At 41.3% G+C, this 20,174-nt stretch carries 33 protein-coding genes; 1 reads left to right on the plus strand and 32 read right to left on the minus strand.

The window, feature by feature from the left end; translation table 11 throughout:
* Positions 1 to 4: 4 nt before the first annotated feature.
* The 12 genes from fliQ to fliF form a co-directional block, all read right to left on the minus strand.
* Positions 5 to 274, minus strand: a complete 270-nt coding sequence (gene fliQ / locus JEP40_RS07750; RefSeq protein WP_064720361.1) for a flagellar biosynthesis protein FliQ — start codon at positions 272 to 274, stop codon at positions 5 to 7.
* 15 nt (positions 275 to 289) lie between these two features.
* Positions 290 to 1,060, minus strand: a complete 771-nt coding sequence (gene fliP, locus JEP40_RS07755) for a flagellar type III secretion system pore protein FliP (protein WP_198623078.1) — start codon at positions 1,058 to 1,060, stop codon at positions 290 to 292.
* On the minus strand, positions 1,060 to 1,506 hold the full coding sequence (gene fliO / locus JEP40_RS07760) for a flagellar biosynthetic protein FliO (protein WP_198623079.1): 447 nt from the start codon (positions 1,504 to 1,506) through the stop codon (positions 1,060 to 1,062). The genes fliP and fliO overlap by 1 nt, the downstream gene beginning before the upstream one ends.
* 3 nt (positions 1,507 to 1,509) lie before the next feature.
* Positions 1,510 to 1,920, minus strand: coding sequence for a flagellar motor switch protein FliN (gene fliN / locus JEP40_RS07765; RefSeq protein WP_006533153.1), 411 nt, complete (start codon positions 1,918 to 1,920; stop codon positions 1,510 to 1,512).
* Positions 1,913 to 2,941 (minus strand): flagellar motor switch protein FliM, encoded by a 1,029-nt coding sequence (gene fliM, locus JEP40_RS07770; RefSeq protein ID WP_088495228.1) that lies wholly within the window; start codon positions 2,939 to 2,941, stop codon positions 1,913 to 1,915. Before fliM ends, fliN begins: the two co-directional genes overlap by 8 nt.
* A 5-nt stretch (positions 2,942 to 2,946) precedes the next feature.
* Positions 2,947 to 3,429: a flagellar basal body-associated protein FliL gene (fliL, locus tag JEP40_RS07775; protein ID WP_198623080.1), complete on the minus strand. Its 483-nt coding sequence runs from the start codon at positions 3,427 to 3,429 to the stop codon at positions 2,947 to 2,949.
* Positions 3,430 to 3,606: 177 nt separating this feature from the next.
* Positions 3,607 to 5,010: a flagellar hook-length control protein FliK gene (locus JEP40_RS07780; protein WP_198623081.1), complete on the minus strand. Its 1,404-nt coding sequence runs from the start codon at positions 5,008 to 5,010 to the stop codon at positions 3,607 to 3,609.
* Positions 5,010 to 5,456: a flagellar export protein FliJ gene (gene fliJ / locus JEP40_RS07785; protein ID WP_006533149.1), complete on the minus strand. Its 447-nt coding sequence runs from the start codon at positions 5,454 to 5,456 to the stop codon at positions 5,010 to 5,012. The genes JEP40_RS07780 and fliJ overlap by 1 nt, the downstream gene beginning before the upstream one ends.
* 36 nt (positions 5,457 to 5,492) lie before the next feature.
* Positions 5,493 to 6,860 (minus strand): flagellar protein export ATPase FliI, encoded by a 1,368-nt coding sequence (fliI, locus tag JEP40_RS07790; protein ID WP_198623082.1) that lies wholly within the window; start codon positions 6,858 to 6,860, stop codon positions 5,493 to 5,495.
* The gene (fliH, locus tag JEP40_RS07795; RefSeq protein ID WP_109407805.1) at positions 6,860 to 7,579 is read right to left on the minus strand and encodes a flagellar assembly protein FliH; all 720 of its coding nucleotides are present in this window, start codon (positions 7,577 to 7,579) and stop codon (positions 6,860 to 6,862) included. The genes fliI and fliH overlap by 1 nt, the downstream gene beginning before the upstream one ends.
* On the minus strand, positions 7,572 to 8,570 hold the full coding sequence (gene fliG, locus JEP40_RS07800; RefSeq protein ID WP_006533145.1) for a flagellar motor switch protein FliG: 999 nt from the start codon (positions 8,568 to 8,570) through the stop codon (positions 7,572 to 7,574). The genes fliH and fliG overlap by 8 nt, the downstream gene beginning before the upstream one ends.
* The gene (fliF, locus tag JEP40_RS07805) at positions 8,567 to 10,294 is read right to left on the minus strand and encodes a flagellar basal-body MS-ring/collar protein FliF (RefSeq protein WP_198623083.1); all 1,728 of its coding nucleotides are present in this window, start codon (positions 10,292 to 10,294) and stop codon (positions 8,567 to 8,569) included. The genes fliG and fliF overlap by 4 nt, the downstream gene beginning before the upstream one ends.
* Positions 10,295 to 10,570: 276 nt before the next feature.
* On the opposite strand from fliF, the gene fliE reads away from it, so the two are divergent.
* A complete protein-coding gene (gene fliE, locus JEP40_RS07810) occupies positions 10,571 to 10,882 on the plus strand; it encodes a flagellar hook-basal body complex protein FliE (RefSeq protein WP_004248328.1) in 312 nt (103 codons plus the stop codon).
* Positions 10,883 to 10,887: 5 nt separating this feature from the next.
* On the opposite strand, the gene JEP40_RS07815 is transcribed toward fliE, so the two are convergent.
* The 20 genes from JEP40_RS07815 to JEP40_RS07910 form a co-directional block, all read right to left on the minus strand.
* Positions 10,888 to 12,189, minus strand: a complete 1,302-nt coding sequence (locus tag JEP40_RS07815) for an Arm DNA-binding domain-containing protein (RefSeq protein WP_198623084.1) — start codon at positions 12,187 to 12,189, stop codon at positions 10,888 to 10,890.
* A gap of 4 nt (positions 12,190 to 12,193) precedes the next feature.
* Positions 12,194 to 12,430 (minus strand): excisionase family protein, encoded by a 237-nt coding sequence (xisR, locus tag JEP40_RS07820; protein WP_123822292.1) that lies wholly within the window; start codon positions 12,428 to 12,430, stop codon positions 12,194 to 12,196.
* Between the two features lie 204 nt (positions 12,431 to 12,634).
* A complete protein-coding gene (locus tag JEP40_RS07825; RefSeq protein WP_198623085.1) occupies positions 12,635 to 12,841 on the minus strand; it encodes a DUF4060 family protein in 207 nt (68 codons plus the stop codon).
* Between the two features lie 7 nt (positions 12,842 to 12,848).
* A complete protein-coding gene (locus tag JEP40_RS07830) occupies positions 12,849 to 13,451 on the minus strand; it encodes an MT-A70 family methyltransferase (protein ID WP_198623086.1) in 603 nt (200 codons plus the stop codon).
* Positions 13,438 to 13,773: a phage protein NinX family protein gene (locus JEP40_RS07835; RefSeq protein ID WP_198623087.1), complete on the minus strand. Its 336-nt coding sequence runs from the start codon at positions 13,771 to 13,773 to the stop codon at positions 13,438 to 13,440. Before JEP40_RS07835 ends, JEP40_RS07830 begins: the two co-directional genes overlap by 14 nt.
* Positions 13,766 to 13,951, minus strand: a complete 186-nt coding sequence (locus tag JEP40_RS07840; RefSeq protein ID WP_198623088.1) for a hypothetical protein — start codon at positions 13,949 to 13,951, stop codon at positions 13,766 to 13,768. Before JEP40_RS07840 ends, JEP40_RS07835 begins: the two co-directional genes overlap by 8 nt.
* Positions 13,952 to 14,043: 92 nt before the next feature.
* Positions 14,044 to 15,165 (minus strand): DNA (cytosine-5-)-methyltransferase, encoded by a 1,122-nt coding sequence (gene dcm / locus JEP40_RS07845; protein ID WP_198623089.1) that lies wholly within the window; start codon positions 15,163 to 15,165, stop codon positions 14,044 to 14,046.
* An 87-nt stretch (positions 15,166 to 15,252) separates the two neighbouring features.
* A complete protein-coding gene (locus tag JEP40_RS07850; protein WP_198623090.1) occupies positions 15,253 to 15,507 on the minus strand; it encodes a hypothetical protein in 255 nt (84 codons plus the stop codon).
* A complete protein-coding gene (locus JEP40_RS07855) occupies positions 15,507 to 16,040 on the minus strand; it encodes a hypothetical protein (protein WP_198623091.1) in 534 nt (177 codons plus the stop codon). Before JEP40_RS07855 ends, JEP40_RS07850 begins: the two co-directional genes overlap by 1 nt.
* Positions 16,040 to 16,324: a hypothetical protein gene (locus JEP40_RS07860; protein WP_198623092.1), complete on the minus strand. Its 285-nt coding sequence runs from the start codon at positions 16,322 to 16,324 to the stop codon at positions 16,040 to 16,042. Before JEP40_RS07860 ends, JEP40_RS07855 begins: the two co-directional genes overlap by 1 nt.
* Before the next feature lie 34 nt (positions 16,325 to 16,358).
* Positions 16,359 to 16,697 carry a hypothetical protein gene (locus tag JEP40_RS07865; protein WP_198623093.1) on the minus strand — a complete coding sequence of 113 codons (339 nt, stop codon included), beginning with the start codon at positions 16,695 to 16,697 and terminating at the stop codon, positions 16,359 to 16,361.
* Between the two features lie 40 nt (positions 16,698 to 16,737).
* Positions 16,738 to 16,977, minus strand: a complete 240-nt coding sequence (locus JEP40_RS07870; RefSeq protein WP_087802151.1) for a hypothetical protein — start codon at positions 16,975 to 16,977, stop codon at positions 16,738 to 16,740.
* A gap of 30 nt (positions 16,978 to 17,007) precedes the next feature.
* Positions 17,008 to 17,466, minus strand: coding sequence for a single-stranded DNA-binding protein (ssb, locus tag JEP40_RS07875; RefSeq protein WP_198623094.1), 459 nt, complete (start codon positions 17,464 to 17,466; stop codon positions 17,008 to 17,010).
* The gene (locus JEP40_RS07880) at positions 17,466 to 18,080 is read right to left on the minus strand and encodes an ERF family protein (protein ID WP_198623095.1); all 615 of its coding nucleotides are present in this window, start codon (positions 18,078 to 18,080) and stop codon (positions 17,466 to 17,468) included. Before JEP40_RS07880 ends, ssb begins: the two co-directional genes overlap by 1 nt.
* Position 18,081: 1 nt before the next feature.
* Entirely contained in the window at positions 18,082 to 18,231 is a 150-nt protein-coding gene (locus tag JEP40_RS19080) for a hypothetical protein (RefSeq protein WP_232799201.1), read from the minus strand.
* A gap of 167 nt (positions 18,232 to 18,398) precedes the next feature.
* Positions 18,399 to 18,551, minus strand: a complete 153-nt coding sequence (locus JEP40_RS07890) for a hypothetical protein (RefSeq protein ID WP_198623097.1) — start codon at positions 18,549 to 18,551, stop codon at positions 18,399 to 18,401.
* Entirely contained in the window at positions 18,548 to 18,754 is a 207-nt protein-coding gene (locus JEP40_RS07895; RefSeq protein ID WP_232799202.1) for a hypothetical protein, read from the minus strand. The genes JEP40_RS07890 and JEP40_RS07895 overlap by 4 nt, the downstream gene beginning before the upstream one ends.
* A 64-nt stretch (positions 18,755 to 18,818) precedes the next feature.
* Positions 18,819 to 18,974, minus strand: a complete 156-nt coding sequence (locus JEP40_RS07900; protein WP_198623099.1) for a hypothetical protein — start codon at positions 18,972 to 18,974, stop codon at positions 18,819 to 18,821.
* A gap of 55 nt (positions 18,975 to 19,029) precedes the next feature.
* A complete protein-coding gene (locus tag JEP40_RS07905) occupies positions 19,030 to 19,938 on the minus strand; it encodes a cell envelope biogenesis protein TolA (RefSeq protein ID WP_198623100.1) in 909 nt (302 codons plus the stop codon).
* A 63-nt stretch (positions 19,939 to 20,001) separates the two neighbouring features.
* Positions 20,002 to 20,166 (minus strand): hypothetical protein, encoded by a 165-nt coding sequence (locus tag JEP40_RS07910; protein ID WP_185167648.1) that lies wholly within the window; start codon positions 20,164 to 20,166, stop codon positions 20,002 to 20,004.
* Between the last annotated feature and the right edge of the window lie 8 nt (positions 20,167 to 20,174).

Raw genomic sequence — 20,174 nt, forward strand, 5'->3', positions numbered from 1 at the left:
GCAATTAACCAATCATCCCTGGAATACCCGTAAATAAGTTGCGCATATAATCTAATAGCAAACTTAACATCCAAGGGCCAGCCACTAAAATAGCCGCTAATACAGCTAGAATTTTAGGGATAAACGATAATGTCATTTCATTTATCTGTGTTGCTGCTTGAAGCATACTGATCACAAGACCGGTCACAAGTGCTGACAACAAAAGAGGGCCTGCGAGTGATAAAGCGATTTTCATCGCTTCTGTGCCCAGTGCTAAGACGGATTCTGGTGTCATTGATTTACCTCAGCGCTAATTAAAAAAGCTTTGTGCAAGTGAGCCCAGTATTAATTGCCAACCATCAACTAAAACAAAAAGCATGAGTTTAAAAGGCAATGAGACTGTTGCAGGGGGCACCATCATCATACCGAGCGCCATTAATACACTGGCAACGACTAAGTCGATGATAAGAAAAGGAATGAAAATCATAAAACCAATTTGAAATGCGGTTTTTAGTTCACTGGTGATATAGGCAGGAACTAGAATACGCATAGGTACACTTTCGCGTGTTTCAAATGCTGGGGCATCTGCAAGGCGTGCAAATAGAGCTAAATCTGTTTCGCGCGTTTGTTGCATCATAAATTCACGCAGGGGTTTTGAACCATTGTCTAATGCTTGCTCAAAGGTAATTTGATCTTCAGTAAATGGCATATAGGCATCTTGATAAATTTTATCAAATACAGGCGCCATAATGAAAAAGGTCATAAACAACGCTAGACCAAGAACAACTTGGTTCGGTGGTGCTGAGGGGGTTCCTAATGCATTACGTAATAATCCTAATACGATGATAATCCGTGTAAAACTGGTCATCATCAGCAAAACAGCAGGAATAAAGCCTAATGCTGTAATGAAGATTAAGGTTTGTACTGGCAGTGACCAACTTTGACCACCCCCCGGTAATGATTGTGTAATAACACTCGGAAACTGAGCAAACGCACTGGTTGGGAACAAGACTAAAACCAGTACACTAGCGAAGAGACGCCAACGCGTTAATGCGTTAAAAAAAGTGACACACTGATGCATTATGAGTTGCCTTTATCTCGCTTTAGCGTTTTTTGTAATAATTGAGTAAACAATGGCGATGTAGATGATGTTGTCGCTTCCTGCGAGGCTTTTTCAGGGATAGGTAACTTATGTAACAGATTTATCTGCGATGATGTTACCCCTAATACAAGCCATTCCTGTTCAATTTCAACAACAACTACACGTTCTTTTGCACCTAATGAACAACTTGCCTTAACGTTAAGTTGTGTTGTCGCTCCTTTTAGTGAGCCACGAGCAAAGCCAAAACGGCGAAATAGCCACATAGCGATAATAATAAGAACGATAATGCCCGCAAGCGCCGTGCTGACTTGAGCAAGGCTTTGACCTACAGGCAATGGTTGTGTAGGTGTTTGAACTGTCTGTGTTGTAGCGGGCGCGGTAGTATTTACCGCACCTTGGCTGGAAAAGGAAGGAAGCTGTTCCATAAATTAACGGCTCAGACGGCGCATACGTTCTGATGGCGTAATAATATCGGTAATACGAATACCGTATTTATCAGAAACAACGACAACTTCGCCTTGAGCAATTAAATAGCCATTGATAAGGATATCAAGAGGCTCACCAGCTAAACCATCCAGTGAAACGACAGAACCTTGAGACAGGCTGAGTAATTTTTTAATGGTCATTTTGGTGCGACCTAACTCTACCGTTAATTTGACAGGAATATCCATGATCAAATTAATATCGGATAGATGATTAAGCGTATCGTCTTCAGGTAAAAGATGTTCAAATAAATCGGAACTATTATCCTGGCTTTTCCCAGTTTGCTGTTCCATTGCATCAGCCCACATATCCTCAGCCGATTGTGAATTATCAGTTGGGCGATTTGCATCACTCATTGGTTTGTTCCTCATCCAGAGCGTTTAAAACAGGGTTAATTAGGTGTTCAACACGAAGGGCATATTGCCCATTTACTGTACCGTATTGGCTTGTTAATACGGGCACACCATCAACATGTGCAATCAATCTTTCTGGTTTATCAATAGGGATAACGTCCCCTTCTTTAAGTGTAAGCACTTTTGATAAACGCAGTGGGATGTCAGTAAAGTTTGCGACCAGTTCAAGTTCTGAATGCTGAACCTGGTTGACTAAACTATCTAACCAAACCCCATCTTCTTGACGAACATTTTCAATTGGTGGGTTGATCAGTCGTTCACGTAACGGTTCAATCATGGCAAATGGAATACAAATGCTAAATTCCCCGACCATTGAACCGATCTCTACCTGAAAAGGTGTCGTAACAACAATGTCATTCGGTGATGAGGTGATATTGGTAAATTTTACCTGCATCTCAGAACGAACATATTCAACTTGAATTTTGAAAATGGAATCCCAAGCATCACGGTAGGCATCAAGTGCCAATTTCAACATTTTGTTGATGATCCGCTGCTCTGTGTTGGTAAATTCACGTCCTTCCACAGGGATTGGAAAACGGCCATCACCACCAAACAGGTTATCTACCGCGATATAAACCAGATTAGGTTCAAAGGTAAATAACGCGGTTCCTCGTAACGGTTTTAAATGCACCAAATTAAGATTCGTTGGTACAGGTAAATTACGAGCAAAGTCGTGATATGGGTGAATTTTAACGCCACCAACAGTAATATCAGGGCTCCGACGGAGCATGTTAAATAGCCCCATACGGAATTGACGCGCAAAGCGTTCGTTAATGATTTCTAACGATTGTAAACGTTCCCGAACCACACGACGTTGCGTGTTGGGGTCATAAGGCTGAATATCCGGTTCATTCGGATCCTTCGCTATCGCAGGTTCCCTGTTCGCGCTTTTGGCGTCGTCACCTGATGTGTCATCATTCAGCAGAGCATCAATCTCTGCCTGTGAAAGGATATTATCGCTCATAATGATTATCGCAGAATAAACGTGGTAAACAGTACATCGGAGAGGATCTGTTCAGATTCTCCCGGTACGAGAGTCGGTCTCAGCGCTTCTTTTACATCCGTCATTAGCTGGAGTTTTCCATTGTCTGTCGCAAGCTTGTTAGCTTGTTGACGAGAAAGCAGTAATAACAAGCGGCTACGAACTTCTGGTAAATAATCATGTAGACGCTTACGAGTGTCTTCATTATGCAATCTTAGTGTGATCCCTATGTAGAGCACTCTGTCTAAGTGTTCCTCGTCATCAATTAGATTTACCGTAAAGGGCTCTAATGACATAAAAACGGGTGCTGGTATAACTTTTTGCTGACTAGTGCCCGCTGAACCTGATTTAGCATGCTTCAATGCCCACCAACTATATCCACCGAATGCCGCTGCAATAATGGCGATCACCAATAATACGATGATCAGAATTAAGCTATAGCTTTTACGTTCATTGCTGTAATTAGACATGGACAGTTAAATTCCTGTTTTGTAGTGGATACGTGTTCACTGTTGTGGACTTCCATATCCATCTAAATCAACCTTAATTATCCCGCTATTTCTGTTTTTTAATGGCAGAAACAGATAGGGAAAAAACCATTAACTCTTACGTTTATTGACATAGTATGTCCTCCCAATACATTTGTATTAGGCGAAAATATCAACTCCACCACGAGCAGATGCTAATTCTTGAGGCGTAAGGGTTATCTTTTGTAGTGCCGGTTCAGAGGTTAATTGCATTGAATTACCCTCTCTTCCTTGATGATTATCGGCACCATCTCCACTAAATTGAGAGGAATCTGACATATTTTGTTGTTGCCAACTGTCATTGGTGTCGCTAGACACATGACTTTGCGTGAGCTGGATCCCATTTTCAGAGAGTGCTTGACGCAATTGATGCATGGCATTTTCTAATACAGAACGAACTTGACCATTTTGTGACGCAAGGTGTAACTGTGCCTGTCCATCTTCTATTTTCATGCGAATATGCAATGAACCTAGCTCTTCAGGATGTAAACGTAACTCAGCTTTCTGTAAACCATTACGGCTAAACATGACAATTTGCTGATTAAGTTGTTGTTGCCACTCAGGCGTTCCCACTTGTGCATTTAAAACCTGTGTAGCCATCGGTGAAAATTGCATTTGTGGTTGTGTCGATGAGTGAGCATGGCCCGTAATACCTTGTGAAGCAAAAGAAGATGAGTTAGAGAGCGTGTTGTGAAGGTCGCTTTCTGTAACGCGGTTACCTGTCACTATTTGCTGTGCAACATTATCTGCCAATTTTGCATTTGCAATTTGCTTATCGCCATTTAGTAATGCATTCACTTTTTCTGCTGTTGGCGTTAAAAGTGTTGCGATGCTATCTACTTTTTTTGCAGAAGGCTTTTCTGTTTGATTAGCACCGATAAGTGTACTTTCTGTTGCTAATGTCGCTGTCTCTGGACGTAGCTGGGCTAACAAGGACTTTTCATCTGATTTAGATAGATTAAGCTTGTCGGTAAGGTTGAAGTCCGACATATCGTTATCTTTTGAAATAGTACGTGCTAACGAGGTTAAACCTTCGTCACGTTTAACTGATTGAGGCTGTTGTAATGCTTGAGTCAGTTGTTCTGAAGGAAGGGTAAGACGTTTTAATCCAGGTAGCCCTGCTAGCTGAACAGGAAGTTCAGCAACCATCTCTTCTGCTGACATTAATGCAGAGGCAGTTTTATTTTCAATAATCGCTACAAATTGTTCATTATCAGGCAATGTAAGCGTGAGTTGAGATGCATCTAAAGAAGGTTCTTTTGTCACGTTTAACTCGGCAAAAACAGACGCTAGATGACTATCGTCTTCTTTTGTTTTGTCTTCATCTGAGTGTGAGTGTGTTTTATTCTCTTTGGTAGAATGGTTTGTGATATTGGCTGTCTTTTTATCACCCTGTGCTTGTTGGGGTTGAGAACCCAAAAGCTGAGCGAAAGTCGGGGCATTATCACCGGGTTGGCTCTGTGTAGCAGATGCCGTTCCCGGGGAGGTTGCAGCGACATCCATGGTCAGAAGCGTTATCTCCATCAAGTTGTTCTCCGTAAAGTACTACGCTGTGCGTACTCGTCCATTTGTTTCTGTTCAATACGATCGAGATGTCGCTTACGGCTATCTTCGGCACGTTGCTCCAAAGTCTCAAATGCATTGAGTCGTTGCTGTTTTTCTCGCCATTGTTCAGTTGCAAGATCGAGTTGCGCCTGCCAATGTTGAAGTTGTTGTTTATGTTGTTCGATAGTCAATTCGAGCGTTTTGAGAAATTGTTGGTAGTTTTGCCACGATGCTGACGACATTCCCCCTAAATTCAACGTTTCGTTTAGACGTACACGGTATTCATCCTGATACCCAATCAACATATTGAGTTGCTGTTCCATTTGTTGATGACTCTGCCGGACCTGAGCCAGTTGAATAGCGGCTTGTTCAGCCGCTGTCTGTGCCAGTTCTCTCAGTGTCACTAAAGGTGACTGCTCCCGCATTGGAACCCTCTTTACTTTCTCTGATTATGTTCAGAATTAGTTTACTGTGATCAGTTGATTAAGTTGCTCACATGCACTTTGATAACTGCATTGCTCTTGGATATCTTGTTGTAAGAACTTCGCGAGAGACGGATAAAGTGCGATGGCTTTATCTAGCATTGGATCACTACCCGCGGCGTAAGCGCCTACATTAATTAAATCTCGGTTACGTTGATAACTTGATAAAAGCTGTTTAAACATTTGTACACGACGGTAATGTGTTTTATCAATTAGCGACGTCATAGCTCGACTAATAGATGCTTCAATATCAATAGCAGGGTAGTGTCCAGATTCAGCAAGTGAGCGAGAAAGCACAATATGACCATCTAAAATGGCGCGCGCGGAGTCTGCAATTGGATCTTGCTGGTCATCACCTTCCGTTAAAACGGTATAGAAAGCCGTGATAGAACCACCACCATCAACGCCATTACCTGCACGTTCGACCAGTGCAGGTAATTTAGCAAAGACAGAAGGTGGATAACCTTTGGTTGCTGGTGGCTCGCCGACGGCAAGGGCAATTTCACGTTGTGCCATACTGTAACGGGTAAGTGAGTCCATAATTAACAGGACATGTTTACCTCTATCGCGAAAATCTTCTGCAATACGAGTAGCATAAGAAGCACCTTGCATACGAAGCAGTGGTGATACGTCTGCTGGTGCAGCGACGACGACAGAACGAGCCAAGCCTTCTGTACCAAGGATATTCTCGATAAAGTCTTTAACTTCACGACCACGCTCACCGATTAAGCCAACAACAATGACATCCGCTTGAGTGAAACGAGCCATCATGCCTAATAGCACACTTTTACCCACACCAGAGCCTGCAAAAAGCCCCATGCGCTGACCGCGACCAACCGTTAATAATGCATTAATTGCACGCACACCTACATCAAGAACATCTGTAATCGGTGTTCGCTGTAATGGGTTGATCGGTGGCGTAATGAGTGGGGCACGATAACCTGTATCCGGTGGAGGTAAACCATCTAAAGGGTAACCAGAACCATCTAATACACGTCCTAATAACGCATCACCTAGTGGTAATTGACGACCTTCATTTTCACCACCAGGTGTAGCTTGAGCATAAACACGAGCTCCAGGTGTTAATCCCTCGACTTCCTGTAAAGGCATTAACAGCATCTGGCTACCATTAAACCCAACCACTTCGCTTTCGACTTCTTCAACCGTTTTGCCAATGGTACGTTCTATTAAACACGTAGAGCCAAGGGGCATAACTAGCCCCTTAGCTTCCATGACTAAACCTGTTGCTCTGGTTAAACGGCCATATTGACGCACACGTGGAATTTTATTTAAACGTGCTTCTGCTTCACTGAGTTTTTCTAACCAACGCCCCAATCTTGCTGTCATTACAACGCCTCCGGTGCAGCAAGACGGCAAAGCTCATGCCAACGAGTTGCAATCGTGGCATCGAGATCGCCATCATTCGTTACAACACGGCATCCACCCACATGAATACTGTTATCGGCAACAACTTTCCAACCATGAGCAGAAAGGGAATCACCCAGTTCTTTTTCAATTTGTGGAATATGTCTTGGATTCACGCGTAACTGTGGATTGCTTGAGAACATTTGTTCTTGTTGCAACATTAAGGTTATTTGTGCAAGCAAGGCAGAGCCATCACAGACAGCCGGTTGACCCAGAACTTCTTTGGCTGCTGTAAGGGCAATTTGCATTAAACGTGATGCGATCACACTGTCTAGCCCATTCAATGAATGTCTAAATTCAGCTAACAACCCTTGCCACTCATTAATTAATGGTGATTGCTGAGCAATGCCTTGGCGAATACCTTCTTCAATACCTGATTGTAATCCAGCCTGATAGCCTTCCTGATAACCCTGGTTTTTCCCTGCCTCAAAGCCTTCAGCGTGGCCCAATTTCTGGGCCTTGTCTTTCATGTCATCAAGCATATTAATTTGCTCAAGGACTTTCTGTTGCTGAACAACTTCTTTTTCCTGTTTTTCGACTTCCTTTTCGTCTTCTGTCGTTTCCTCGACAGTTAATGCCCAATCAGTGAGTTCTTTGGGAACCCAAGGCTTCCAGTTAGTATCAGTATGTTTATCAGACATAGGTATCGTCTCCTCCGTGAAGAACAACCTCTCCAGTCTCTGCTAATTTGCGTACCACAAGCAGAATTGCTTTCTGCTCTGCTTCCACTTGAGACATACGAACAGGGCCGCGAGAATTCAAATCATCACGCATGATTTCAGCAGCACGTTGCGACATATTGTTGAGGAAGTGATCGCGTAGCTCTTGATCGCATCCTTTCAATGCCACAACCAAGGAGTCGGATTCCACTTCCTGTAGAATGCGCTGGATAGAACGGTTGTCGATATCGATAAGGTTTTCGAACAGGAACATTTCGTCGATAATTTTTTGTGCCAATTCGCCGTCGTAATCACGTACCGCAGTAATGACATTCTCTTCCTGCTGACTTTTCATCAGGTTGATAATTTCAGCAGCAGTACGAACACCACCCATTTTGCTCCGTTTGAGGTTTTGGCCATCAAGCAGGTTATTCAGTACTTCAGTTAACTCTGCTAATGCTGACGGCTGAACACCACCAAATGTTGCGATACGTAGCATCACGTCATTACGTAATTTCTCATCAAACAGAGCAAGAATATCTGCCGCTTGACCCCGTTTGAGGTGAACCAAGATGGTTGCGATAATCTGCGGATGTTCGTCGCGGATAATATCGGCAGCCATTTGTGGTTCCATAAAGTTAAGTGTCTCGATACCCGTTGTTGTTTCACGGGTTTCAGAGATCTCATCTAACAGATTATTTGCGCGTTCTTCACCCAGTGCTTTGACCAGAACAGAGCGTAAGTAATCGTTCGCATTCACATTCAACGCTGCATATTGAACAGCGTCTTCTTCAAAGCTTGCCATAACATCAATCAATTGCTGATTTGAGATATGGCGCATTGATGACATTGCAATACTCAGCTGTTGAACTTCGCGTGTACTTAGATGTTTAAATACTTCCGCCGCTCGGTCTTCACCGAGTGTTAGTAACATAACGGCGCTTTTTTCGGTTCCAGTTAAGTTATTACTCATTGCTCTTTACTCATCCATTGACGAATTACCATTGCGACGACACGAGGATCTTTCTCTGCCATTTCACGGATACGTTGGCTCTGCAATTCGGCACTGACACGTTTACGTGCTTGTTTACGTCTTGCTTCGTCATCTAATTCTGTTTCATCAACATCATCTTTAACTTTTAGCTTTGTTTTCAGCACGGCTTTCTGTGCTGCAATCTCAGCTTCACGGCGTTTTTCAAGCTGTGGTTTCACCAGTTTGCGCCATAAGATCCATGCGATGATGACAAGTAATAACCAGCGACCTAAATCTAATGCTTTCGCAAGAATTTCTGGGTTTTCCCATACAGGAACGGTAATCACTTTCTCTTCAATATCATTGAACTGCGAGTTCACGACACTTAATGAGTCACCACGTTCTTGGGAATAGCCCATCGCTTCACGGACAAGGCCTTCAATTTGCTGAATTTGTTCATCAGTAAGCGGAATTTGTTTGGTTTCAACAACAGGCTCTTCGCCTTCAGCCGCTTCTTTCGTATCTTCAATCGTTTTATAGTTCACGATGACAGCAACAGAAAGACGTTCGACATTACCCACCGGGCGTTTTATATGACGAATTCGGCGATCAACTTCATAGTTGGTTGTTTCATCTAAACGGCTATTACTGTTTGGATTACGCGTTAATGTACGATTAGTGCCCGTTGTATTGGCTTCATCTGTTTTCTCATCTTCTTGCGCTTTTGGTGTTTCAATTGGCGCTTGAGGCGGAGCAACAGGTTGATTAGACAATGCACCAGGTACACCGCCCGCTAACATGCCCCCATTTTGCTCACTTTGGCTCAATTGTTTTGAACGCACAGTGGCTTGATTAGGTGGCTGATTCGGCTTGTACTCTTCAGCGGTTTCTTCAGTATGAGAGAAATCAACTTGAGCAGTTACCTGAGCATGAACATTTCCGCGACCCACAATTGGACCAAGTAATGTTTCAATACGTTGTTGGTAGCGGCTTTCTAGCTCTTGAACATATTTTAGTTGAATAGAGTTAAGGTCACGACCTAACGCATCAGGTTGTGTCAATAATTTTCCACTTTGGTCAACGATGGTCACACTGCTATCGGGCATGCCCGCAACACTGCTTGCAACGATATGCACGATGGCATTAATTTGACCTTCATCCAGTGCTCTACCCTGTAAAAGACCCACCGTAACGGATGCAGAAGGGGATTTCTGTTCACGAACAAAAAGAGATGGTTTTGGTAGTGCTAAATGAACACGAGCATTTTGTACGGGACCCAATGTCTCGATAGTGCGAGCAAGCTCACCTTCAAGTGCACGTTGATAGTTAATCTGTTCACTAAATTGGCTGATCCCGAACTTTTCTTTATCTAACAGTTCAAAACCGGCAGCGCCGCCTTTAGGAAGTCCCGCTTGCGCGAGTTTCAGGCGTAATTCATGAACCTGATTGTCAGGCACCATGATCGCCGCGCCATTTTGTGACAAGCGATAAGGTACGTTCATTTGTGTTAACTGTGTGACAATTTCGCCACCGTCTTTATCGCTAAGATTACTATAAAGCACCTTATAATCAGGGCTTTGTAACCATAAAAATGCAGCAACAAAAATGGCAATTGCCGCCGAACCCGCAATAATGAGCGGAATTTTCGGATCGGCTTTTATCCGGTTAATAATGGCGTTAAAACCTTTTTTCTGGTTCACAACGTCGGTTTTTTCGGCATTCATAGACAATCCTTGCCTTGTAGTTCGGGATGAATACTAAAAGCGTGGCGTAACAAAACAGACTCCCCTTACGCAAATAAATAAACCTACTCTCAGGTGTCTCATTATTGGCCTTTTGCGTTTCATTTAATGGCGTAATTAGCCCTTAACTTTTGCGTCAATTACTCGCTTTGGAATGAAGCCCCTGTGTTAGGGTATAACTCGGTAAGCGTGTTGGTTCACTTCCTTACTATGACATTGATTCAGTAATTGAATTAGATGATTAACGCAGAGGTTTATATGTCAATTCCAGCTATTGAAAGTGTTCTGGATAAAATGCAAATCCAGACTTTACAAGCATCCAATATTGCAAAACCCCAGCCAGTACAAGCCGGGTTTGCTACTCAGCTTGTTCAAGCTGTGGGTAAAATTAATGAAACCCGAGTGAATGCAACCAACAAAGTGCAAGCGTTTACCTTAGGTACACCCGGTGTTGAATTAAACGATGTAATGGTGGATATGCAAAAATCCAGTATCTCATTACAAATGGGCGTACAAGTGCGAAATAAGCTGGTCGCTGCTTATCAAGAAATTATGAGTATGCAGGTGTGATAGGGTTAACTATTTGATATAAATCGAATGTTATCTTTATTGTGACTCGATGGGGACACATAGGGGACAGAATCATTCAATTTTTGGTTTAATAGCGATATTTGGTCTTGATCGTTCTCAGGCATCCAAGCGCCATAAACATCGTGTACCATTTTTGATGATGAGTGCCCCATCTGTGTTGCAATGAATGCAGGATTCGCTCCAGCAGATAACATCCAGCAAGCATAAGTGTGTCTTGTTTGATATGACTTTCTGTGCCTAACACCAGATCTTCTAATTAATGATCTCCATATTTGCGAGAAACCTCCTGGTGAATAAAATTTAGTAAGAACGCCATTCACACTAACAATGGATGGCTGGAAAACAAATGTGCACGAATCAGTTCTATGCTTATTAAACTCACGAGTCTTTACTTTAACATCAATAGGTACTGTCATCTTTGTATATAAAGACTGATCCTTTAGGCAGTTAAAGGCTGGCTCTAATAAGCTAATTATCCTATCAGTGCTTGCACCTGTTTTCGGGTATGAAAAGTCAGATGGGCCACAAACATTCCTTCTGACCATTATTGTCTTTTTAACCAAGTCCACATCCTCCCATGCCAATCCTGTTAGTTCACCCGGTCTTAATCCTGTATATACAGACAGAATGAGCATATTTCTAGATTGGTTATTCTGACATGCTATTAAAAGTCTTTTAAACTCATCATCAGTTAGTGGATCAGGAATAGGTTTTTCTTTTTTCAGATAACCGCAATCAACAGTAATATCGTCGTCAATATATTTATTTCTATAAGCAAACCTAAATAATGATAAAAGCATGCGCATATAGTTATTTACAGTAGCAACGCTTCTACCATTATCTCGTGTTGGTCTATATTTGTTAGGTAACTGATGATCTGTAAGTAGCTTATTTCTAATTCTTAGCAAATCAGCAGGGGTATATGTTGAAATACTTTTCTTGCAACTAACAAATTGCATTAGCGAGCGAGAAATAGAGTCATAGCGACGCAGTGTACTTGTTGCTATCTCTGTTTTCTTCAGCTCCATATACAAATCAACAAGCTCTATGAAGTTAATATCTTTTGAATATGAAGAGCTTCTCTTGTCATCTGGAAACTCATCATCAAAAACAAATGTTCCCATTTTTATCTTGTAAACAATAGAAGCCCTATATTCACCAGCAATTTTTCTATTCTTTGCTGTATCTGGCATGGACAGCCATTTCCTGATCCTCTTTCCTTTATAAACGAAATTTATCCTGAGAGAGCCATTATGCAACTCAACTCCAGTCGGATATTTAATCATTACATCACCTCGGTTGTTTCTTTTTTTGTCTCTCAATCCATGCGTTAATAGCCTGATGGTTGTACATGCATTCTGAGTTTGGTTTTGGCTCTCCTTCTGGCGATACGTGAATATACTCCCTACCAATTGCCCACGAGCTTTCCCTAGCTCGTTTTATTGTTCCCGGCTTCATCCCCGTAATAGCAACTAAAAGCGGTTCTGTCACCCATTTATTTGGCATCAACTGAGTTAAGTTATCCATTCTTCTCTTCCTTTTGCAGATTTCTGATGTATTGGCACATAACATCTTTGGTGTTGTACTTTGTATGATTTAGAGGCTTAAACTTTGGTGTGTATTTATCTAAGATCTGAGTGGTTAGTTTGTCGTTGGGTATTCCGTGACTTCTGAGTTCGATTAAGCATTCCTTTGCTATTTGCCTTCGTGCGTTTTCCATTGCCTGTGCATTCATAGTCTTTGCCTTTTATTACGCAAAGTGATCATATATGATTTACGAAAGTTTTCTATTTCGACGGGATAGATATTCTTTCCTATCTTTATTTTGTGACTAACGATTATTCCAGTTCGATTATATTTCTTTTTATGGGCTTCCAGTGCCTCATTAATAGCAATCCTTTCTGTGGGTGTGACTTCACCGCGAATTATTAATCTCATAATTCACCTATATTAATTGAATACTTTCTTCCGCTTGGTCGCCATATACATCCCAATTACCGTATTTCTCACGAGCGAATAATTCGAGTCGAGGAACATCTCCGTATAATTCCTCTAAACGATGATGGGCTTCTTTTGGTTTTTCGCTGTGTTCGCCTAAACATGAATAAATAATTTGTCGTACACTTGCAGATTGACGAGGTAGTCCATTTCCTCTCGTGGCGATTAAACACATTTCGACATTTTGACGGGTATAATTACCGCAATTAATCTTTGTCTCATTGTTTAATATTTCCATGAAATCGAAAAAGTCTTCTGGCGGTTTTTTATTTATTCTATCTCCTGCATTTTTATTTAATTTAACCCACGCGAAACCGAACATATTTTTAACTTTAAAATCCCATGCTTCGGCTAATTTAATAGCCTCGAGTGCAAAGTTTCCCGTGTACCACATGCAGAGAACAGCGTTATCAGATGAATATTCAGGTATTTTAATTCGGGTGAGTTGGTGAAAGCGGGTGGTATTGTAATGATTATCTGCTGCTCCATTGGAAACTTTGTTATTGTAAGACCAGGGAGGATCGCACAATATCAAGTCATACTTTTTCATTCTCCGCATCCTTCATACACAAGAAAATAATCATTGCTGCTTTTAATGGGTTGGCAATACAGCACTCTATATTCCCGTCATTAGTTGCAAATTGGAATTTTCTATCTTGATATATAAGGCTAATGCCATATTCGTTAATAATCGGCATTGCATCTGCTGGGTTGTTGCATGGGTCAAATGATAAAATATCATTACCATCCTCTGTAAAATAAGTCAGTGGTTTATAGCTGTCCTTGTTTGACAGTTCTGGGAATTCCATTCCTATAGAATCAGCAACCTTTTTATTAGTTTCGAAGTCAGATAGTTCGGTGTATTTATTCATTGGTTAGCTCCCAATATTCGCAAATTCCTTTCCTGATAATTCCACCTGCTTCTAAATGACCAATTACACAACTAACCTGACTTTTAGAGTATTCAGGACTACATAAGTAATATAATTCAGCATTTGTCAATTTGCTGTATTTTAGAAGATTAATTATTTCCTCTTTTAATTTATTCATCTCTCATCACCTCGCCACAAATAACTTCAACATTCCTCACTGACATTAAATATTCAGCACGTTTATTGCATTCCGATTGCGTGTATAAATCCTCAGATATTGGCACTGCATGATTGTTCATAATTAACAGCAGGACGAATAATTTCATGTTTATTTTCTCTATATGCACATTTAAATATGTGAGCAATAACATCAACAGTCCAAGCATTGCCATAACATTTATATGATTGTGAATTTGAAACTATGTTTTCACACCAACCATCGGGGAATGTTTGTAGTCTTGCACACTCAGTAGGAGTTAATTTGCGATATTGCAGAGTGTTATTATGTTCCCATGAATTAGATGTGAGTATTGGCGACTTTTCAGTGTGAACACCTCCGTTATTTTTACCTCGAGGACGCTGATAGATTGCGACTTTCGGCTCTCTATGTCCGCCTTGGCACGTTGAGAGCGTTGGAGCTTTCCCAACATCAGAATAAACGCGCAGTATAGACTCGTTACCTTTAATATCAGATGCATTGGCAACATGAATTAATCCGTCTTTAGATTGCTTAACATTCTCTCTTAGTTCGCATGGTCTAAATACTATTTGCCTGCGACGTTTATTTAGATATTGATTTAAATTCGTCCCTTTCGAGTAATTAGCATCAATACAATATGATTTTTCTCTATCAGCAATACTGTCATCATCAATAATATCTTTCAGAAAAATACATTTATCTTCTGGCTGGATAACTTCAAAATTAGTCCAATAATAACGCTGTCTATTTTGTGCTGATAATAATGAACTATTAATAAGAGTTTTATTTACATAACCTAATGCACGCTCCGTATGCAGTGTTATATATTCCTCAAACTCTTTTTTCATCTTTACATTTTCAAGCATGAATTTAGCGTCTGGATTATTTTCTAATACGTGGTTCATTATTTCTAATGTCGTCCAGAATAATTTACCGCGCTCGTCTTTATCTCCTAACTGTCTCCCCGACACAGACCACGACTGACATGGAAAGCCGGCAGTAACTAACCCCACATTTGACCAATCAATATCCCACTCGCGCCAATTATTAACATCACCTAATTGGATATTGTCTGGATAATGAAACTCAGATACTTTATTAGCAAATTTATCTATTTCAGCAATGTAATATTTATCAAATTTAATTCCAGCGCGAGACAACGCTAATCGCCCAGCGGATATTCCGTTGAACAAACTTAAATATATCATTTTGATTTCCTATATACGTGTAGAGCCCTGTATTAGCATGAGTAATACATATCCGATTATTTGAATGGTTATTTATTTAGAATATTTAATTAGAATTTCTTTAATCCAATTTTCAGCTTCATCATTGCATGACAAAACATTCTCCATCATTAATTCAATATCGATGGATTCATTTGCAACGTGAGATAATTGGGCCATGATATAAGCGAACTGCTTCTCATCACACTCTATAAAGTTAGCTCTGTATGCACTAATTAAATGATTGCGAGCATATAGAACGCCTAGTTTCATTTGTTCTCTATCAAACTGCAGTCTTGATTTATCCATCACTCCACCTTTATTTGCTTTAATGCCTCGCGAACAGCGTTTAATCGTGATTCCATTCTTAGATATTGAGGGTTGGGTATGGTGGGCCAATCGTTATACCAAGCATCATCACCAAACAAGCTAAGTAACTTACCACCTAAAAAACTATTACAGCACTCATCTTTAACATTGTCTGATGCTTCGATTAAATCCCAATATTCCCTTGCTTCGTGTTTATCTATTTCATCATCGTTGCGTAGTTTGATAACTTGTTTTTTAGCGTATTCGGCATTTGCATCGTTATCAGTGTCTATCTCAGAGATTAAATTAGAATCCAGCTTTCCTATCCAGTAGTGATTATTAATCCTATGAATAAACTCAATTAGTGGGCTACCCATCGAACCCCAAAAGCAAGACCATGAACAACCGCTTTCGCTAATTGTGACACGGCCGTTTTGATTATCGCCGTAGTCCTCAAGGTAGACATGAATAGGGTCGTGTCGCTCGACATCAGTTATTACTAATTTAGTCACTTGAGATTGTTCAATTTTCATCACTTCACCTTATTTGCTGAAAACACTGGGTCAAACTCACGCTCAACTTCAAACGTGCCAAGATATTGGTCGTCAATCCACAACATGAATAACAACGGCCATTTATCTTCCCATCCGTCACAATCATCATGGTAATATTCCGCACATTCTTCAATGCAAAATTCAAAGTCGTCGTCATCAGCACTGAAGTTATGATCATCTAGTAATTCATATCGGAGGTTATTAGTAATTTCTGACGGGTCTTTACCTCTACCACCTGCTATATAAAATTGAACTATTGCCATTATTCATTCCTCTATTGCATCCCTGCGAGTTAAATTAAGCTGTCCGTAGCTTTTCGATTTCAGGGTAACGCGAACGAATTAATTTAAATGCCTCATCTAAACTAATTTCGCCCTCCATTCGCTTATCGAACCAAGCTTGAATATCTTCTGAATTCCCGTCACTATCATCTAGGTCATCAAAGATGTTTACATCAGTTCCCCACTCTAACGCGCCAAGTAGCCAGTCCTTAGCTTCAATTTTTTTTCCTTTCTCGATTAAAAAGGATGCAATTTGAATAGTTAAGGAGAGCCTTACCATGATGCATACATCAATATTTGCCATTGCGGCTCTACCTTGAATCGCGTTAATTTCTTCTTTGAGTTTATCTGTCATATCTATCTCCTGTTTGCATCCTTGTAAGTATATTCTTTGGTTATTTAATGTTTTTCTTAATTAGGTAAGAAAGAAAGCGCAATGCGCGCTGATAGAATTCAGGTCTATCATCCCAAATGTTGTAGCCAGCATATCCAGTATCGGATTCATAAGGCTCAGATGGGTACTTCTTGAATATTCGCGCTTTGGCTTCAGCTTTGATTGCAGCTTCCTTGCTGAAATATCGCCTATTCCTAGTTGGCGAGTAATAGACTTTTACCACCTCAGTAGTTACAGGCATGGTCATATCCTTTGGTTAAACGGGTAGGGGTTAGAAGGGTATTTCTTGGCTATCCCAATCTTGAGGTGGCTCATTTTGCTGAGCTGGTTGCCTTTGCTGTGACTGCTGAGGTTGTCGCGCTGGTTGTTGGCTTCCTGCCTGATTACCACCTAGCATCTGCATTGGTCCACCGACATTTACCACCACTTCCGTTGTGTATCGGTCTTGACCGCTTTGGTCTTGCCATTTTCTGGTTTGCAGAGAACCTTCGATATATACTTGACTTCCTTTTCTCAGATATTCACCTGCAATCTCAGCTAATTTCCCGAAAATTACCACGCGATGCCACTCGGTTTTTTCTTTCATCTCACCGGTTTGTTTATTACGCCACGATTCTGATGTGGCTAGTGTGAGGTTTGCTACTGCGCCACCTGATGGCATATAACGGATTTCTGGATCCTGCCCCAAGTGACCAATGAGAATACATTTATTCACGCCTTTACTTGCCATTATGCAGTTTCCTTAAGTTCTTTAATCCGAATTCCTGTTACACGTTCACATTCCTTTTGTGATTCAGTACCAGCCAATGCATTCCATGCTTTTTTGTACTCATCCATGATTTGTGATTGATTCGTAGCTGTGCCAAGAAAGTTAGTGTAATCAGCTAACACCTGTTCTGCCGTCCGTGGCGCTACGTTATGAATTTCCGCATCTGCATCAATTGCTGTTTCTTCTGTTGGAATACAGAACGCTTGAAATGCCGCGTATTTATATGCAATCGACATGGCTTTATTTGTGGCTTTATCTCCGCTATCCATAGCCTCACCATAAGTCACTACCGTGTGCTTACTGCCATCTTCCGTGGCAACAAAATCAAATTCAGCCTTAACCACAACGTAGAATATCTGACCACCTCTTTGTGTTTGTCTTTCCGTGACTGAGCGTTCAATGATCCGTGGAAGAATAAGCAATCCATGCTTAACTAAAGCTGGTGCAAGAGCGTTATATACAGCGTCAATCCCTCTGAACATAAACCCTTGCTGTTGATTTTTACTTCCTTTCTTTATTCCTGTTTCAGCCATTTCCTTGGCTACATTGCTAATCGCTTTATATACAGCAGTCATGTTAATCTCCAAGATACTGACCTTGACGTCGTTCGCTTCCGTAGTAATCGACTTCAATATTGCCACTAGATACAGAATTCCTTTCTGCATCACGTAACGCTTGAATGCGAGGAGGCAGTGGAGGGTGATTTTTCGATGCATCCAAGTTCATGTGTAGCAACTCCATTGCTAGTCGCTTTTCTCTCTCCTTGACACTCGTATTTGGCAAATGCCCCTCAATCATTGCAATAGCTTGAGCCAGAGCTTCCTCTCTGTTTTTTGCTAGTGATGATGATGTTAGGCGAGGGTATTTGTCGGTAGGGTAGGAATTAGAAACATTCATTGAAAATCTCCTGTAAAATCCTTTAACGGTATCGACACTCCTTGTCGTCCTAACACTTCCGTTTGATACATAAACTCATCGTGTTCGCGTTCCTGCGATTCTTTACGCATCCTGCGTAATTCTTCTAGCCATTGTTGATGCTGAGTCACGCAACCCTCCTTAGCTTAGAAACGCGCAATATCCTGTTAATAAAGACATCCTTACCAATCGCATTGATAATCCGCTCAAGCGATTCATCGTCACAATCGAGCACATATTCCATTGCCTCGATTGAGTCTATTTCCGTTAATTTAGCCAACTCAGCGAAACTTCCTGTTTCAATGCTGAGCTTGCTACTTTCGTCAAATTCCATGACTGTTTTATCGTGAATTACCCGAGTTCCGTTCGAGTAGCTGTATGAAATTCGCATAATCACCTCAACTTACAAATGTCGGTATTACGCCAACGGCTGTCACAATGACCACGGATAAACTAAATAACCACGATGGCGTGTGTTTATTTTTACGTGCTTGAGGCGTAGTGATACGCACCGCCATGCAATCACGCATAGCGCTGTAATAGTTAGTTTTCATTGTTACCTCGCTAGGTGAGCGATAGGGTGGTTATCTGGTGTTGGTGCAGTGGGTATTAGTAGTTCATTGTCATGTGAGGGATTTGTTTACTTGCAACTAGCTTAATAAATTCAGTTGCTAATTTTTCATCAAATCCGTTACTTACTAATGCCTGTAATGTTTCTTGGTTATACTTGCGGCGATGTTCCTTATCAGCCTGACGTTTAGCTTCTTCCTGACGCTTACGTTCTTCTTCTGCTAATCGCGCTTGCTCTGCTTCCCGTGCTTTCTTTCGCTCGGCTTCGATAGCTAATTGTTTCTCGCGTTCTGCCTTTTCCTTGGCTTCTTTTGCCGCTTGCTCTGCACGTTGAATAGCTTCCTGCTTTTCACGCTCTGCACGTTCGGCGGCTTCTTTTGCTTCGCGCTCACGCCGTGCTGCCGCTTCAATTTCTTGCCTTGCCTTGCGTTCAGCTTCAAGTCTTGCCTGTTCCGCAGCTTGTCTTTTCATTTCTTCTTCACGAGCAATGCGCTGGCGTTCTTCTTCGGCTTTGCGCAAATCAAACAGCTCGTTCATTTGCAGAGCTTCTTCATGATCAACTTCGATTTGCTTCTTAAGCGCTTCGGCTTCTTCGCGAGCTTTTTCTTGTGCTTCCCACTCTGTTAGTGGCTTGCGAATATCTGTGCTTAATGCATCTAGCTCGTCACGAAATAACTTACGACTAGCATCAACCTTTTTTGGTAACTCTTTTAACTTATCGACAACTGCTTTACCTTCCTTGTCGATATACGTTTTTGTTTGAGCAACTTTGTACGCCAGAGATGCAAAAGCCTTTCGGTTTTTAGCTACTGAGAAATCACTGTCGAGTTCTTTTCGTTCTTCTTCTGCAAGAGATTTAATGTGCTCTAGCATCTGATTTACTTTTTCTGGTGCCGTAAACAAATCCAGCGCCGTAGCTTGTTCAATTACGACTAATTCATTTGCCATTCCTATGTTCCTTATGTGCGTATTCCTCACTATTAATAGCGATATGAATGATTAAGTGGTGGGTTACTGCTGAGGTATTTCTTTGATATCTAATTCCGTGATATTGGCTTTTGCTCCAATTACAGCCCATAGATAAATATGCTCTGCGCAATCACCTTCATCTTCTGCTTCAATATCCTTTTCCCAAGGCTCGCCATTCCATTTACAAGTCACTTTGAACATTGGCATGTCATACT

Source organism: Proteus vulgaris (assembly GCF_016239305.1).
In the GTDB taxonomy this organism is placed as follows: domain Bacteria; phylum Pseudomonadota; class Gammaproteobacteria; order Enterobacterales; family Enterobacteriaceae; genus Proteus; species Proteus vulgaris_C.